20 protein-coding genes and 1 pseudogene are annotated in these 15,486 nt (G+C 53.8%); 9 read left to right on the forward strand and 12 right to left on the reverse strand.

What is annotated here, in order from left to right:
* The first annotated feature begins 149 nt into the window (after nt 1–149).
* Entirely contained in the window at nt 150–344 is a 195-nt protein-coding gene (locus tag R5L00_RS07540) for a hypothetical protein (protein ID WP_317654017.1), read from the forward strand.
* Nucleotides 345–635: 291 nt separating this feature from the next.
* On the opposite strand, the gene R5L00_RS07545 is transcribed toward R5L00_RS07540, so the two are convergent.
* From R5L00_RS07545 to R5L00_RS07555, 3 genes are all read right to left on the reverse strand, one after another.
* Nucleotides 636–788 (reverse strand): helix-turn-helix domain-containing protein, encoded by a 153-nt coding sequence (locus R5L00_RS07545; RefSeq protein WP_411555597.1) that lies wholly within the window; start codon nt 786–788, stop codon nt 636–638.
* A 65-nt stretch (nt 789–853) separates the two neighbouring features.
* Complete coding sequence (locus R5L00_RS07550; RefSeq protein WP_317654018.1) at nt 854–1,624, reverse strand: SDR family oxidoreductase; 771 nt, start codon at nt 1,622–1,624, stop codon at nt 854–856.
* 825 nt (nt 1,625–2,449) lie between these two features.
* The gene (locus R5L00_RS07555) at nt 2,450–2,869 is read right to left on the reverse strand and encodes a hypothetical protein (protein ID WP_317654019.1); all 420 of its coding nucleotides are present in this window, start codon (nt 2,867–2,869) and stop codon (nt 2,450–2,452) included.
* A gap of 313 nt (nt 2,870–3,182) precedes the next feature.
* Here R5L00_RS07555 and R5L00_RS15840 point away from each other — a divergent pair.
* From R5L00_RS15840 to R5L00_RS07570, 4 genes and pseudogenes are all read left to right on the forward strand, one after another.
* Nucleotides 3,183–3,248 (forward strand): annotated as a pseudogene (locus R5L00_RS15840) (hypothetical protein); the annotation flags it as partial.
* 174 nt (nt 3,249–3,422) lie between these two features.
* Nucleotides 3,423–3,701, forward strand: a complete 279-nt coding sequence (locus R5L00_RS07560) for an HU family DNA-binding protein (RefSeq protein WP_317654020.1) — start codon at nt 3,423–3,425, stop codon at nt 3,699–3,701.
* Nucleotides 3,701–5,755, forward strand: a complete 2,055-nt coding sequence (gene ligD / locus R5L00_RS07565; RefSeq protein ID WP_317654021.1) for a DNA ligase D — start codon at nt 3,701–3,703, stop codon at nt 5,753–5,755. The genes R5L00_RS07560 and ligD overlap by 1 nt, the downstream gene beginning before the upstream one ends.
* Nucleotides 5,756–6,077: 322 nt before the next feature.
* Nucleotides 6,078–6,755 carry a glutathione S-transferase family protein gene (locus R5L00_RS07570; protein ID WP_317654022.1) on the forward strand — a complete coding sequence of 226 codons (678 nt, stop codon included), beginning with the start codon at nt 6,078–6,080 and terminating at the stop codon, nt 6,753–6,755.
* A gap of 462 nt (nt 6,756–7,217) precedes the next feature.
* Here R5L00_RS07570 and R5L00_RS07575 read toward each other — a convergent pair whose 3' ends face one another.
* A complete protein-coding gene (locus tag R5L00_RS07575) occupies nt 7,218–7,538 on the reverse strand; it encodes a hypothetical protein (protein ID WP_317654024.1) in 321 nt (106 codons plus the stop codon).
* Between the two features lie 129 nt (nt 7,539–7,667).
* Here R5L00_RS07575 and R5L00_RS07580 point away from each other — a divergent pair, with 129 nt between their 5' ends.
* Nucleotides 7,668–7,796: an HU family DNA-binding protein gene (locus R5L00_RS07580; RefSeq protein ID WP_317654026.1), complete on the forward strand. Its 129-nt coding sequence runs from the start codon at nt 7,668–7,670 to the stop codon at nt 7,794–7,796.
* Between the two features lie 59 nt (nt 7,797–7,855).
* On the opposite strand, the gene R5L00_RS07585 is transcribed toward R5L00_RS07580, so the two are convergent.
* The 7 genes from R5L00_RS07585 to R5L00_RS07615 form a co-directional block, all read right to left on the reverse strand.
* The gene (locus tag R5L00_RS07585) at nt 7,856–8,326 is read right to left on the reverse strand and encodes an SOS response-associated peptidase family protein (protein WP_317654027.1); all 471 of its coding nucleotides are present in this window, start codon (nt 8,324–8,326) and stop codon (nt 7,856–7,858) included.
* A gap of 36 nt (nt 8,327–8,362) precedes the next feature.
* Complete coding sequence (locus tag R5L00_RS07590) at nt 8,363–8,551, reverse strand: hypothetical protein (protein WP_317654028.1); 189 nt, start codon at nt 8,549–8,551, stop codon at nt 8,363–8,365.
* A gap of 167 nt (nt 8,552–8,718) precedes the next feature.
* Nucleotides 8,719–9,357 (reverse strand): PEP-CTERM sorting domain-containing protein, encoded by a 639-nt coding sequence (locus R5L00_RS07595; protein WP_317654142.1) that lies wholly within the window; start codon nt 9,355–9,357, stop codon nt 8,719–8,721.
* A gap of 952 nt (nt 9,358–10,309) precedes the next feature.
* Nucleotides 10,310–10,669 (reverse strand): hypothetical protein, encoded by a 360-nt coding sequence (locus R5L00_RS07600; RefSeq protein ID WP_317654029.1) that lies wholly within the window; start codon nt 10,667–10,669, stop codon nt 10,310–10,312.
* Between the two features lie 84 nt (nt 10,670–10,753).
* On the reverse strand, nt 10,754–11,110 hold the full coding sequence (locus R5L00_RS07605) for a hypothetical protein (RefSeq protein WP_317654030.1): 357 nt from the start codon (nt 11,108–11,110) through the stop codon (nt 10,754–10,756).
* The gene (locus R5L00_RS07610) at nt 11,091–11,372 is read right to left on the reverse strand and encodes a hypothetical protein (RefSeq protein WP_317654032.1); all 282 of its coding nucleotides are present in this window, start codon (nt 11,370–11,372) and stop codon (nt 11,091–11,093) included. The genes R5L00_RS07605 and R5L00_RS07610 overlap by 20 nt, the downstream gene beginning before the upstream one ends.
* Nucleotides 11,365–11,817 carry a thermonuclease family protein gene (locus R5L00_RS07615; protein WP_317654033.1) on the reverse strand — a complete coding sequence of 151 codons (453 nt, stop codon included), beginning with the start codon at nt 11,815–11,817 and terminating at the stop codon, nt 11,365–11,367. Before R5L00_RS07615 ends, R5L00_RS07610 begins: the two co-directional genes overlap by 8 nt.
* A gap of 385 nt (nt 11,818–12,202) precedes the next feature.
* On the opposite strand from R5L00_RS07615, the gene R5L00_RS07620 reads away from it, so the two are divergent.
* Both R5L00_RS07620 and R5L00_RS15845 read left to right on the forward strand, forming a co-directional pair.
* Nucleotides 12,203–12,403 carry a hypothetical protein gene (locus R5L00_RS07620; RefSeq protein ID WP_317654034.1) on the forward strand — a complete coding sequence of 67 codons (201 nt, stop codon included), beginning with the start codon at nt 12,203–12,205 and terminating at the stop codon, nt 12,401–12,403.
* 54 nt (nt 12,404–12,457) lie between these two features.
* Entirely contained in the window at nt 12,458–12,619 is a 162-nt protein-coding gene (locus R5L00_RS15845; protein WP_411555612.1) for a type II toxin-antitoxin system RelE/ParE family toxin, read from the forward strand.
* A 616-nt stretch (nt 12,620–13,235) separates the two neighbouring features.
* Here the strand turns inward: R5L00_RS15845 and R5L00_RS07630 are convergent.
* Nucleotides 13,236–13,517 carry a DUF768 domain-containing protein gene (locus tag R5L00_RS07630; RefSeq protein ID WP_317654036.1) on the reverse strand — a complete coding sequence of 94 codons (282 nt, stop codon included), beginning with the start codon at nt 13,515–13,517 and terminating at the stop codon, nt 13,236–13,238.
* A gap of 252 nt (nt 13,518–13,769) precedes the next feature.
* Between R5L00_RS07630 and R5L00_RS07635 the strand changes: the two genes are divergently transcribed.
* Complete coding sequence (locus R5L00_RS07635; RefSeq protein WP_317654037.1) at nt 13,770–15,386, forward strand: dihydroxyacetone kinase subunit DhaK; 1,617 nt, start codon at nt 13,770–13,772, stop codon at nt 15,384–15,386.
* The last annotated feature ends 100 nt before the right edge of the window (nt 15,387–15,486 follow it).

Consider the following 15,486-nt stretch of genomic DNA (forward strand, 5'->3'; position numbering starts at 1 on the left):
AAAAAATACAGAGTTACATTGAATTGTATGTTACCTGTTTTTCCTATAATCCAACCGATGTTCGAGGGGAGTCCTGTGATACTCTTCATTTGATCCGCTGACTGATGGCGATGTATTTTTGGCAGTATAAAAATTAAAAAGGAACCAAAATGAAAGTAAAAGAGAATTTAAGATTAATCGGTATCTCGATGCTATTCGTTTGTGGGCTTACCGCATGCGACAAGCCGGGGCCTGCAGAAACCGCAGGTAAAAAAATAGATCAGACAGCTGGTGAAGCCAGCAAAAAGATAGGTGAAGCAACCGATGAAATCGGTAAAAAACTCGGCAAGCAAGGCGAGAAATGAGAGTGAGTTGTCGGTAACATCTTAAAGAGTAGTCCTCAGGCGGCCTTGTTTTTCAGCAATAGCTGACGCTACGCACAAGTTGTCCACGGCTTCCGTCCGCTCCTCTCGCGGTTTAATACCTTAGTCCACGCTCAGTCCGTGCTTTTTGCCTCGTCAAGAGGTCGGACTGAGTGTTGAGTTATGCTAAGGATGAGCCCGTCCAGTTTAGTATCACCAGCCGTGAATTGGTTAAACGCTTGAGTGTAATGGCGTTCGAATCCAGGTATTACTTGCCGGTCCGCTTCTAGCTTCTTATGTACTAATAAAGCGTCGGCTTATTCCAAATTCTTTCGCGAGCTTTGTCCGATTTGCTCCTGCCGCGGCCTGTTCTCGCAGATGCGCAATTCTTTCTGAGTTCAACGCTGGCTTCCTGTCCGCGTAAACCGTTTCCTTGCCCTTCGCCAACGCTAATACCTTCTCGCTGTTACGATGTACCCCAATCGGACTGTCCTTGATTGCTTCGACCGTCGCTATACCGTCTGACCGCCGTCGACAATCATGGCGCTCCCGACGACGAAGCTAGCTGCATCCGAACACAACCATACAACCGTAGCAGCGATCTCCTCGGGTCTCCCCATTCTCCCGATCGGTTCCTGTGCGATCACCGCCTGCCGTCCCTCAGTGGTCGCACCACTGAAGCGGTCCATCATTGGCGTGTCGATGATTCCCGGGCACACGGCGTTGATACGGATGTTCGACTGTGCGTAGTCGAGAGCCGCCGACTTGGTCAAACCAACCACGCCGTGCTTCGCGGCGACATAGGCCCCGCCCCCTTTGAAACCCCTAATCCCAGCGCCCGAAGAGGTGTTGACGATTGCGCCGCCCCCTTGCTCAAGCATCAACGGAATTTCGTGCTTCATACACAGAAACACACCGCGAAGGTCGATGTCGATGATTCGGTCCCACTCCTCCTCCGCGAGGTCTGCCAAAGGCTGGACAGTGTATTCGATACCGGCATTATTGAACGCGAAGTCCAGCCGCCCGAAGGCTTCGATGGTCGCGTTCAGCGCCCGCTGTACCTCCTCGTTCCGCCTCACGTCGCACGTAACGGCAAGTGCATGTCCGCCGAGTTCCTGGATCATACGCGCTGTGGCTTGATTGTTCTGTTCGGAAACGTCAGCCACGACCACGCTCGCGCCTTCGCGGGCAAACGCCAGCGCCGTCGCCCGACCGATGCCGTTCGCTGCACCAGTCACGAACGCGACCTTTCCTGTGAAACTTCTTTTTCCATTCGTATCCATTTCAGCCTCGTGTTATGTGACACTATTTTTCACTGCGTCGATTTACAGCTGTTTTTTAAATATAGGCGTTAAACACGGCACGGGTTTTAGTGGGATACAGCGTGAGATCGCCGTAGTGGATCTTTCCTGGCGGCTCGCAAAGACGCCGCTCCAATACGCGGATTGCGCCGCTATCTCGCGTCGGTGGAAATAGTGCCCGCAGGGGTGTCACCCATCTGGATTGTCATGAATTCTTCGTTATGCCCTAATACTCATGGAAAGTGCCGCGCTCCTTCTCCAGGACGAGCACGACCGTAGAGGCGCGCTGAGCCGCCGGTACCGAAGGGCTACCTCGGTTCTGGTCGATCTCAGTCTTTGCCGAATTGCGACATCTTAGTTGCGTTCATACGACCACCATAAAGAATTTACGGCGCAATATTTCCTTAGAAAAAACGCGGCCGTGTGACACATTCGGCAAGCTTTTACCAACAACTGGAAACCCCGAGCGGCGCGAATAAACGGGGTGGAACCGAATTGCCCGTTTTTCGATGGAAGCTCATGTGGATGGAGCCTTGTTACTCCCTACGTTTGCGTATACGTACTTGTGATCTATATAAGCGCCTCCTTCATATCCTTTTCTGGTTGAATTCAAATCCAGCCTATCATCCTTCCTGGCGAAATTTAATCGGTACGGTAATCCGCATTGGTCTAATTCTGGGTAGTTGCTTCGGCGTGCACGCAGTGCCCTCATCGCTAGAACTCACAGCACGTAGCATTCTGGTGGCAGCAGGATCGTCTTGAGACAAGGCCCCGATGCTCGACTTACTCATTTCCATGACTCCGATATTAGCCCTTGGCATTATGCTTAAATGCACCCCCACGAGTAGTTCCGGTCTCTCTATTGGTTCCTTGCTTCTGATTTTCTCGCCTACCACTTGGAAGTTGCTCAGACTTGCTGCCATGATGACTCTGACGTCCTTTTCTGTCTGCCTCGACATGCTGCTCAAACGAACTCCCGCGGGTTGAGCCAGACTCGGCATTGGTTGTTTGACGTTGGTTTCCTTGGCTACCTCCTTTTTGGTATCCAGTTTCGCCATGGCTGCTTTGTCCGCCTTTATTGCCCGGCTCACGAACTTCGCCCGAATCTAACTCATGTGCGTTTTCTTTATCTTGAGCCGATCTTCTACCTTCGCTGGAACAAAAGCCCCGATCACTTTCTGATCCACCTGGTTTCTGGTCGTTATTGTTATCGTTATTTGAAGGCATGGTGCTCTCCTTTAGTAGAAAAAAGATTCGCTCGACCCCTCTTTATCTCATTTCTTTGTAATGTGGCCTTCCCGGACATCCATCGGAAATAAACACAGCTGAAAGACAACAATTATCTTAATATCTTCGAATACTCTATGACAAGATAGTGCATCCGTTGGAATTCATTAAGGCGGCTCCGAACAAGTCAGAATTTGGAGTGCCGTATTTATCAAATTGCTGTATCTCGTTTTTGGTCTGGGAGGGACAGCAGAGACAGCGGTCTTGATGTTGAATTGCCTGTTGACGGGCGTTCTCCCGTCGCTGGCCGGCTGTGGCGCGAGGCAATACCTTGTCAGTTTTTTCCACAGGAAACCGGAAGCCTTGGGCGAGCCAACCGGAAAACATGTCGCCCAACTACCCCACGAGCTGGCGCGACGTCCCGTGGCGCACGCGCACTGGCAAGTGGCTAAGCTTCCAATCCGCTTGCCTGTCTTTGTGTCCAGCCCGTCAAAGGTCTCAAGGGGTTGGAGGGGTAACTACTTCAAATCACATTAAAGGGAGATTTCAGATAATGACTAGAAAAGAATTCATCCAAACCATGGCAGCAAAGACAGGCGCCAACAAAGCTGACATGGAAGTCACCGTTGGCGCACTGCTCGAGGTCATTTCGGACACGCTGAAGAAAGGCGACTCGCTATCCTTTCCGGGTTTTGGCAGCTTCGAAGTACGCGAACGCCCCGCGTACAAGGGGCGCAATCCCAGGACGGGAGAAGAACTGCAAATTAAAGCCTCACGGATTCCTACGTTCAGGGCAGGCGCTACGCTGAAGGCGGCAGTCAATGGAAAATAATGAATACCAAAAAAACCAAGGCGCCCGAAGCGACGTCTTCGCTTAAAAGTGCGAGGCCTGCAGGTGTCCTAGCCGTGACTAAAAAGCAAGGGGCGGCTGGTGCGCCGGTGCTGCCTAGACGCGCCGTTAAAGCCGACCTGCCTTCCACGCTGCAGCCACAGCTGGCTACGCTAGTCGATGGCCCTCCCAACGACCCCTCGGAGTGGCTATACGAAATCAAGTTCGATGGTTACCGCATCTTGACTCGAATAGACGGAGGAAGCCTTCAGCTCTTTACCCGCAACGGCAATGACTGGTCCAACAAGCTCCCCCACCTCGTTAATGCAATAAACGGGATGGGTCTTAAGAGCAGCTGGCTGGATGGGGAAGTAATGGTGCTCAACGAGAACGGCCTTCCGGACTTCCAGGCATTGCAAAATGCCTTTGACAGTTCCCGTACGCAGAACATCATCTACTATGTTTTTGACGTCCCCTTTTACGATGGCCACGACCTAAGGACGACTCCGTTGGTCGAGCGCCGGGAATTCCTCAAACAGTTGTTTGCCACACGTCCCTCGGAGGCAGTACGCTTTAGCGCCACCTTTGATGTGCCGGCCAACGAAATAATCGTCTCCGCCTGTCGCATGGGGCTTGAAGGGGTGATCGGCAAACGCAAGAATTCAACCTACGTATCCCGGCGGTCCCCCAATTGGATAAAGCTCAAATGCAGCCAGCGCCAGGAATTCGTGATCGGCGGCTATACCGACCCGCAGGGCTCCAGGGTAGGGATCGGCTCGCTCTTACTGGGCTTTTACGACGAAGAGCAAAAGCTGCGGTACGCCGGCAATGTCGGCACGGGATTCAGCGACAAGACTCTGCGCGACCTAAAGGCGCAGCTGGATAAAATTGCGGCTACCACCAATCCCTTTTTCAAGGCAACCGGTATCGGCCGCAAAGTCCATTGGGTCAAGCCTGAACTGGTGGGTGAGGTCTCCTTCGCCGAATGGACCCGGGAGGAACATATCCGCCATTCCGTATTTCATGGCCTGAGAATCGACAAGAAAGCTGCTTCGATCATGCGTGAAAAACCAGTGCATGCTGCTCCTAGCAAACCCAAAGCCAAGCCCAAGCCCATGTCCCAACCGAAACCTGATCGGGCCTCAACCCCAGCCGTTGCATCCCGGCGTATCACCCACCCGGAACGGGTGATTGATTCATCCACCGGTTTTACCAAGCTGGATCTTGTCCATTACTATGGATTGGTGGCACCCCTGCTGATGGAGCACCTTTCAGGTCGACCGGTATCCCTGGTGCGGGCGCCTGACGGGATAACGGGTCAACTGTTTTTTCAAAAACACTTGGAGAAATACAAAATGCCGGGTGTGATACAGTTAAACCAGGCTCTGGACCCCGATCATCCCCCGTTTCTGGAAGTCGCAACCCCTGAAGGGTTGCTGGCTGCGGCGCAAATGAATGTGATCGAGTTTCATACCTGGAACGCGACGAAAAATGCGATCGACAAGCCCGACAGAATGGTATTTGACCTGGACCCCGGCGAAGGGGTGAGCTGGAGGTTCATGCAGGATGCGGCCCAGATCGTCCGCATATTTCTGAATGAGCTGGGGTTAACGTCTTTTCTGAAGACCAGCGGAGGGAAAGGCCTGCACGTGGTCGTGCCCATCAAACGGCTGCGCGACTGGGATACGGTGAAGGACTTTTCCCAAGCGATTGTCGAGCACTTGGCCAAGGTAATACCGCCGCGTTTCGTAGCGAAGAGCGGCCCGAGCAATAGAGTGGGAAGAATATTTGTCGACTATCTGCGAAACGGACTAGGAGCGACCACTGCTTCTGCCTGGTCGGTCCGTGCACGTGCCGGGCTGGGAGTATCCGTGCCGCTTGCATGGGAGGAACTGGAGGGGCTCACCAGCTCCGACCGCTGGACCGCTTCCAATATCCAGGAGCGTCTGGATACAGGGAATACTCCATGGGAAGAGTATGAAGCTTCGCGGCAATCAATATTGCCGGCAATGAAAATACTGGGATTCACGCCACCAAAAACAGCACCAAGGAAATAGCAGAAGTTGCAGACGTGTTTTAAATGATAAGGGCCCTTAAGCTTGTCTCTACCACATGGATCAAAAGGTCTACAATCGATTTAGTTCTCGTCCTAATCCCCCCCGTCCATATAAAAAAGGTAAACATCACCTCCCAGAGGCTCCTGACTATTTGAGGGGCATTTATCCCTCAAACTCTCCCTTTGTGATGGCTGAGCTCATCAGTTATGCTCTTTTATGCTGAGTGGCTGCAGCTCCAAGGGGTCTGAGAAAGCCAGTAGATGGAGAAGCGATAAAAAACAGCGCGATTGGGTAATCAAAACAGACGAATCGAAGGAACGACATGATGCTTAAGCTCTACGGTTTTTCCAAGGTCAACGCTTACGCACGCGGGCACACCCGCGACCTGCGCGTGCTGTGGGCGCTGGAAGAGATGCAACTGCCTTTCGAGTTGGTCGGGATAGACCACCCCGCACACGACCTGAACACCGAAGCCTATCGCCGGCTGAGCCCTTTCGAACAGATTCCGGCGATCGATGATGAGGGGTTGGTGCTGTCCGAATCCGCCGCCATCGTCGTCTACCTAGCGAAGAAGACCGGCCGCTTGATTCCCGGCGACCACGCGGGCGAGGCGCAGGTAATACGCTGGTGTTTTACCGCGATGAATTCGGTGGAACCGCCGCTGCTTAGCTTGATGGTGCACGACTGGACCGCAGATGGGAGTTGCAGCAAGCCCCGCGATTTCCTGGTCGGCTGGGTCAACCGGGTGTTGACGAACCTTGAGCGCTGGTTCGCCGACCGCGACTTCGTCGCGACAAAAGACTTCACGGTCGCCGACGTCCCTGATGGCGCACGTGCTGCTCTCGGGCATCAAGGACGAGGGATTGATCATGCCGTATCCGCGAGTCGCGTCGTATCGAGATCGGTGCCTGGCCCGACCCGCGTGGAAGCGCACCATCGCGGCGTACGGCGCACGAGTCGAGGCGGGATAGATCGTCAAAGCCGGCCACGGGCGCGATAAAGTCCCCTCCGCCTCAAAGCCCCACTTGCTGTGCTGCGTCCTTAGCGTGCGTAAATCTCCATTTCTTGAAGCGACCCCAAGAAGCGTGCGGACAAAGAGGGCTAAAGCAGGGGTCGGGTGGCGAAGAACAAGATGACTACGCAAGCCAGCTTAACCGGGATCAGTTTTGTTTCCACCAGCAGCGGCAGGACTGTACCAGCTGACCTACTCCACACGTATTAAATGCTTCTGCATTCGCGCTTGCCACGAGCTTGCCATGGCATGGAGGGGTACTTACCCGCTTTGAGGCCAGCAGAACTAAGGACAGGGTTGATAGATTGGAGGTGCTACAGGGGTGCAGCGGTGGGCGACTTTACCGGATTACCTCAAGCGGCGCTGATCGCAGCCGCCCGGCGCTTGAGGCAAGTAATTAATGAAGTCTGATACTGCGTACCGCTACAGCCCGTTTACCACGTTTTCCCGTTAGTATTGGATGAAGCCTTGCTTCTCCTGGAGCCTGGAAGCCATTTGCCGGTGCATGGCGGCCTCCAGCACGGTCGCCCTGACCGTCTGCTCGTAATCGCGAATCAATGCTTCTGTATGCGATTGCAAGTCCTGGGCCTTCTTGCCATAGAAATAGCTTTTATTCTGATATTGCTCCAGCAATTCCTTTTGTTCCTTCATTTTGGCCTGTGCCTGCATGGCCACATCGTCATAATGTTTCGCCACGACCTCATGATCGTGCGCAGTCGCAACAATTTGTAATCGCCACGCTGCGAAGATGCGTAGGAAATTTGTTTTCATGGTTAGAATGAACCCAATGGAATTAGAGTGGGTACATCCTACCGCGGCAAACAGCATCAGGATATCAGGGAAAACTATGGTTTTAGACTAATGGAAACCCTTAAATTTGTCTGACCGGAGAATCACGGAATGAATAGAAAAGAACTTGTTGAAGAAATGGCAACCAAAACCGGCTCAAATAACGCGCAGGCAGAGCGCGCCGTCGCCGCGCTGGGGGAGATTATTTCCGATACGCTGCAGATGGGAGATTCCTTGTAAATGGTCAGTTTTGGTACCTTTGAAATTCGAGGTAACGAATGTGGGCTCCACACATACTTCTATTTTTGAGCAACCGGCAACAAAAGATGACTCCCGTTGTTTGCTGGACCGACCCGGTTTACTGCCCGGTCTACCTTCCACCAGAAGAATTCTTCCGTCGGGATTGATCTCGCCTGCGCAATATGCGCGGCTTCTTCGACCGGGGTGCCGGGGTTCATCCAGGTTAACGCATCCTCTGGTTCCAACACTACCGGTCGTCTGTCGTGAACATCGATCATTCCTGCTCCTGAGTCTTCCGTCACGATTACGAAACCTGTTTCAACCGTTTGCTCGATGTTCGGCCGAAAATTGGTCAGCCCAGCCATGAAAATGGGTTCATTCACTTTCCGCGTAATGTACCACGGCTGTTTCTTTCCATTATCCAGCGACCATTCGTACCACCGCCTGCGGGGATGATTACCCGTCCCTCGCTGAACATGTGGCGAAAATAACGTCCTGTTAGCGCCTTCTCCACTCGGGCGCATATCCATGGTTTCTTCTTCTCAGCGGCTTCCTTCGGAGTGCGATCACCCCAAGGGCGTACCGATGAACAGCAACTCGCCATTGTGGAGCATGATCATCCATGGATGCTGCCCAGGGGCGACATTATAGGAAGGGCCATTGTCACCCAGCGTTTTGAGCTGCCGGCTGATATGAGTGCTTAGCGCGTCGCCGTAATAGCGCGGCGTTTCCGACTGTTCAAACCTGCCGCACATTGCTATTTTTTCGCCATTGCCAAGGTGGGGTAGGTGGGGAGTTTGCCCATAGTCCCCGCTTTTCTACTTTCGCCCCATGCTCCACAACATATAGATCATGGTGCTTACCGTAGCGCCGATACTCGCACGCAATGGCTCGATTAACCTGTTCTGCATGGCGAGGACTGTCAAGGCATCGTCTGGTAATGCCCACTACCGTTCCACTGAATGTTTCGCTTTTGTCGCGCCACAAATCCTACCAAGGCTAGGCCTGCGAAAAGGAGCACAGAGATCTCCGGCTCCGGAATAATTCCGACCGCGATGACCTGCCCCATATTGTTGATGCCGTAGGCTTCGGTTAAAACCAGCCCATCGGGGAGATTAACGAGCGAATTGAGGTTCATCATGCCTTCTCCATCAGGGCCGGTAATGAATGCATAGTTAACGCCTCCAGCCGTAGCAAACGAACCCACTACCTGTCCTGCCGCGTTGATGCCGTAAGCAAAGCTCTCGATACCGCCCAAAGTGCCGAGGTCTCTCATACCCACCCCGTTAGGGCCCGTGATAAAAGCATGTCGGGCAAAGGGATCAGACGGATCCGTGTCAGAAAAACCTACTACCTGCCCCGCATCGTTGATGTCGGCAGCCTCGCTTGCGATACCGCCTAAGGTACCGAGGTCCCGCATCCCCATTCCATTGGGGTTTCTGATGAATGCATGGTGTGCGCCTTTAGCCGTTTCGGAATAACCCACGACCTGTCCCATATTGTTGATGGCAAAAGCAACACTGCTAGCACCGCTCAACGTTCCGAGGGCTCTCAAAGCCATCCCGTCGGGCTCCGTAATAAAAGCACGAATAGCATCCCCAGCCGTGAAAGACCAGCCTGTCACCTGTCCAGCATCGTTGATGCCAGTAGCCGCGCTTGGAGTACGGTCCTTTTGATGAAGAACCTTGATACAAGTCCTGCCACCAATGCCTTTGCTTCCCAGAATAAAGAGTGTTCCGCTGGGTTGGGCGCATTTTACATAGCTCAGCAGTATTTGCTACTCTGTTGAGGTACACCAGAGTTTGAGTGTGGGTATTGGCGACCCCCGAAAAGGAGGTAACAAAAAACCCGCCGAAGCGGGTGTTGTTAGTGTTTAGTGGACAATGTCACTCATTAAACCGTGCCAAGGAGAGAAGGGTATGTCCTTGTGATTGCGGATTACGAGTCGGAACGTAAGGAACAGCAGCGGTAAAGCGCCCTCGGTTTCAGTACTCTCGCTTACAGGTATCAGCAAGTGCTTGCCGTTGATGTTGGGGTGCCCGGTTCCTCTTTCTACGCCGTTCGGGCGCTTGATATAAAGGTGGGGTTGGGGGGGCTCGAACGAAATATACCGTGAGCACGCGGATCAGCGACACAGCTCCATCGCTAGAAACTAAAGTTAGCACCAGCTCCCCCAAAATAGAGGAGGTACCTTTGGCACCTGGTGGTGGCTGGTACTCGGGAATTTAAGCCAAAATATCAGTTTCGCTGCCGATTGTCTAAGCAAGCTGCCGTGTAAGTTCATGCAATTCTTCCTCAGAAAGCGAGCCACTAGAGACTGTCTGGAATAGGTCCATGTTCTGGATTGATATGATTTGAAGGAGGGGAAGTTATAAAGCAACTAAATGATGCGGGGTGAATAAATCAACGTGAAGGCGAATAATATGAGCGAGTACCTCATCTTGTATTTGAGCAGCTCGCATCTCGGCTGATCGTATCGTTGCGGCTTAAAGCTTTTGGCTCACGAAGTAGTGTTAGGGCACATAACCGGAAAGCGCCAGAAATTCCCCAACGGCAACGGTACCCGTAATTTCAGTAAGACTGTTGCGGAAGTTAAATTGCTGGGCCTTAAATTTCTCGAACCACTCAATTCCGGTCAACAAAAGACTTTCGCCATAGATATGGCCGACGCCGTGTGCCGAGTTCTTGAAACTGGGATGCTCATAGCAGTTCTCCGCAATCCGGTTTACCTTGAACACCGCACAAAGAGAGAACGTCTTCGGACTGCGGCTTCCTTCGCCGCTGACCAGCCAAACCGTGCCGCCAGGCAGTTGACGAACTCCTTTTTTGGTAACTAGCCGGGGGCTTACAAGATCAGATGCCGAATAGCCCATATAATGGCTTTTGTGGTAATGAACAAAGTGGCGCATAGTCTTTTGGAGCTCAAAGCGGCCTGCTTATATACAGGGGGCCAGTCTTTATAATTGCCTTAGACGGCGGAGAAGCTCGCCGAGACGCACCATTGAAAAAACGGACAAAATTGCCTGCCATGCTATAACCTCGATTTCGATATGTGCCGGGATTTGTAATGTCTCGCTGATCTTTTCGAGCATGCGTTTTTTGTCAGTGTTACTAGCGTGCGTAGTAATGTACCAGCCGCTTTTTTGGATCTGGCTCTGATAGCCAATAACGGGGTGGCGCGAGACGAGCGGGATGCCAGATAGGCGCATGCCTAGTTGACTGACTCGTTCCAATCCCATCCGCTCAAGCGCCGCAGAGAAGATTTTAGCGGCGTTGCCCCCGTTGATGGGCTGGTTAATGCTCAGTCTTCTCATCCAGCCCCTGGAGAACGCTGCCCAACACTCCGACAAGCGTTTCCATACCCTGAACAACCAGCTCCCGCTGCTGATCGCTAAGCTCAACTTGCTCGTCCATGAACATTCCGTCTCCTAGCGGCAATTCTCCATACTTAATTTGATAGTGTGCAAGGTTTATCGCAAGTATCCTTGCGCATTCCGCCAACTCCTCTTTGTCTGCAAGCTGAATCAGCTTTTCGACAAGCGCCATGTACTGCTCGACCTTGGAAAGATTAGGCATAGCGGAGCCATTGAACAGCGGCGTGCCGTACAGATTTCCTCCACTCCCATGGCGGCATGGTGGGCGAGGGCTCGCTCCATAACCCGCGCCCTGCTGCTTTTGCATCATACTGCAGCACGTAGAGGTTATGATCCTTGGCGTATTTGCGATATACCCAGGCCATGCCACGGTTCACCTGTTCAGCATTGGCATCAACGCCGTCGCAGGTGACAGGGGCAACCGTGCGCCCGTACCGATCCTTCGCCCGAGGTTTTATTTGAGCCTGCTTCCCGAAGCACAATTCCGAGAGCGATTGTTTCGACTTCGCGCCAAAGGGCTGCCGAGCTTCGGGCGCATCGATTTCGGCGAGGCGGATCTTCACCTGCTGCTTATTTTCATTCAGGACGGTCAGGGTGTCGCCATCACTGATACCGATTACCGTTGCGAAAAAGAGAGCGGAAAGCATTAACTTGGCACCATTACTTTTTCAAAGCAATGATCTGGTCTACTCGATTTCGCCATCGTATTGCACTTCACAGATTATTCATCACCGCTGATGTCCCGTCCACGGGCGTCCTAAAACTTTCCGTAGGCAAATGGCAATATGTCCGCGGCGACATGAAACACGGCTACACCCAGCCTGGATCCGCCTTGTGCGCACTTGCATCTTCACTGAACGTGCGCCTAATTCCTATTGGACTGAAGTATGAGGTCATCAGGGAAAGCCAACCTGTACTCGTAACAAGCTTTGTTTTGCGGTCCCCTCGCGCATTCGCTTACACGTGCATGCTCCGACACGGTATGGCGTCCTCGCCTGTACACAGTAGTCTTCAACACGGAGCCGCGTTCGGATGCGCATTAATTATCACAGCCGAACCCGCACTACCTTCTTTTGGAAGTTTCGCAGGGCGCAGCGCGATCAAATCATCGCTGAACTGGGACGGCAATGGGACGCGGGCATTGCCAGCGGTCTGGCAACAGAGGGCAATGAAGCCTTCTCCCGCGTTCGAGCCCGGCTGGATGCGAAGCTCTCCGGCCACCGCCCTGCATGACGTTTTACCTCAGGCCTCAGGCCCGAGGCAGACCTGGAGGATATCGCGCTTTATATCGCGGAAGACAATGTCCAGGCTGCGCGACGATGGATCGAGGACATGCATGCTCTTTGCCAACAGCTTGGCGAGATGCCTTCCATGGGAGTGGCCAAATCCTCTATTCGACTCGGATTGAGAATGCTGCCAGCGGGTAGCTATCTGATTCTCTACCAGTAAGTCGATAAAGGCGTTGAAATTGCCCGGGTGCTCCACGGCGCGCGCAATGGCAAGACCTTTTATTGGCAATGATGGCTGCTGAAGATCTTGGGGCTTAAAGCGCTGCATTGGGGCGCGAATTGGAAATTGGGCTGCCCTCAGGATCTCCCTGCACACGACCATCAATGGGAAAAATGTCTCGGTACCCGCCTTGTCATCCGGAATATAACTTATCAAATAGATAAGCGGTAACTGGATTGGCTTTCGCCAATCGTCCGGCTCCAATCGTCCGGCTCACTGCACTTGAACCATGGACAACTCTGATGGATAGCCTGATGGACGGAACCATCCGCGTCCACGAAGTTTTCCACAGCGGTTGCCCACAGGCCCCCCGGACTTCAATTATACAAACGAAAAGCCTGACGCGGCCGTGGGCCTTGCCCTATTAAATCGCAGGCAATTTAGAAGATTTTCTAGCACCTTGTTCGATCCCTGCTGCATAGGAATGACGGACTACAGGCTTGTCTCCAGGAAGATCCTTGAGAACAAATGACAGCCCTCTTTTGATTATGGATATGTCACGAGCAGCTGACAAGCAACCAACGCGATGCCGCCCTGAAGACCAACCATGCGGGGCTCAGTCGCCATCTTCATTCTCCCGCGCAAGTTGCGACTTGAGATGATAGGCATCGATGTCAAAGTCTTTGCTGTCCGAGACCGCGGCCAGTACCAGGGGCGTAACGCGCTCCCGCTCCTCCTCGGTCTCGAAGTTTGTGAAGTTGGCCGCAGCTGCCTCGGCGAACAGTTTCTCCGTCAGCCGTTTTGCCTTTACTTCATGACTCTCTATGTCGGGATTGGCGCCGGGAGGGATGTTTTCCTCGATCCATGTGTCGACCCACCTCAGGAAGCGATTGCTCATGACTGCCCACCCATCTTCTGCGTTGAGTTCGGCGCCGGTCGCCCCTCATGGGAGCATTTTACCGATGATAAAATAGGTTATCAAGGGCAAAAGCTACCGTCACCGTCTATCTGAATTAATGATTCCTGGCCCTGGGGGCTCTGTTGCAAAAAATAAGAAACAGCTATATTTTTAATAGTTAACTAAATATTTTTTAATAACTTTTAAATTCACTTTTTATCAAAAATCATTTTTTGCAACAGAGCCGAAAACATGACCCAGTTCATCAACACCAAAGAAAACATCGTCACCGAAGCCGGGGATGGTCTGGTCGCGGCGTCTGGCGGTAAGCTGGCGCGGCTCGACGGCTATCCGCATATACGGGTGGTCGTACGCAATGACTGGGACAAGTCCAAGGTCGCGTTGATCTCGGGAGGCGGATCGGGCCACGAACCGGCACATGTGGGTTTCGTCGGGGAAGGGATGCTGACGGCTGCGGTGTGCGGCGACATCTTCGCCTCGCCGACAGTCGACGCGATACTGGCAGGCATCCTTGCCGTGACGGGATCGTCCGGCTGCCTGCTCATCGTCAAGAATTATACCGGTGACCGATTGAATTTCGGGCTGGCAGCCGAACGCGCTCGCCAGTTTGGCTTGAATGTCGAGATAGTCATCGTCGACGATGATGTGGCGTTGCCCGACTTGCCCCAAGCCCGCGGGGTCGCCGGCACGCTTTTCGTGCACAAGATAGCCGGCGCGTTGGCCGAGAATGGTGCCGACTTGGCGCCCGTCGCCGCGGCCGCGCGCAAGGTCGTGTCAAAGACAAAAAGTATCGGCATGTCGCTAAACACCTGCACCATCCCAGGTTCGCCAAAGGAGGATCGCATCCCGCCCGGCATGGCCGAGCTTGGGCTTGGCATCCACGGTGAAGCCGGGGTTGAGCAGGTCGAGTTCAAGGACGCGACCGAAGCTGTCGCTGCCATGGTCGAGCGCCTGTCAGCTGCAATGGAAGAAAGGCCGCATGTCGCTATGGTCAACAATCTCGGCGGCACGTCGGTCATCGAGATGTCGATCATCCTCAACGAAATCCGGCGGTCGGCGATTGGCGAGCGGATAACCCACGTCATCGGGCCGGCGGCCATGATGACATCGCTCGACATGCATGGCTTCTCGATTTCGGCCTATCCTGCCGACGATGCCGAGATCGCCCTGCTCAAGCAGCACACGCCGCTGGCGGCATGGCCACGGGTCTCGCGGCTAGGCCAGATCGCGATTCAGCCGCTTCCGGACGGCCTGACCGCTGTCGTTCCGATGCCCTCGATGCACAAGCCGACCAGGGAGTTCCTGACCAGTTGCTGCGAAGTTCTGATCGCCGCCGAGAGCGACCTCAACGCGCTCGACGCGAAGTCAGGCGATGGCGACACCGGCAGCACGCTAGCCGGAGCGGCACGCGCCCTGATCAGCGCCGTGGACCGATTGCCGCTTGCCGACCATACCCAGCTCTATCGAGCCATTGGCTTGGAGCTTTCCCAAACCATGGGAGGCTCGTGCGGGGTGCTCCTCGCGATCTTCTTCGCCGCAGCGGGCGATGCCGCCTCAAGCGGCTTGCCAATGCGCGAAGCGTTGCAGGCCGGGTTGCGGAGAATGCAGGAGATCGGCGGGGCACGTCCGGGTGACCGCACCATGGTCGATGCCCTTGCGCCGGCCCTTGATGCCCTGGACGAGAGCCTGCCCGAGGCGGCGAAAGCCGCGCGTGCGGGTGCCGATCGCACTGCCCACATGAGCAAGGCGAATGCGGGCCGCGCCTCCTATGTCAATGCCAAGCATTTGGTCGGTCACGCTGATCCAGGTGCTGAGGCGGTCGCGCGACTGTTTGAACACTTGGCCTAATTTTAGATCATAAGCATCTATTTATCTCATGGCGCCACCTCCGCCATAAGTGAATCACATCTGATCCTATTCGTGAACCATGAGATTAATGAGTTCTGAG

It is taken from the genome of Nitrosospira sp. Is2 (assembly GCF_033095785.1).
Taxonomy (GTDB): Bacteria; Pseudomonadota; Gammaproteobacteria; order Burkholderiales; family Nitrosomonadaceae; genus Nitrosospira.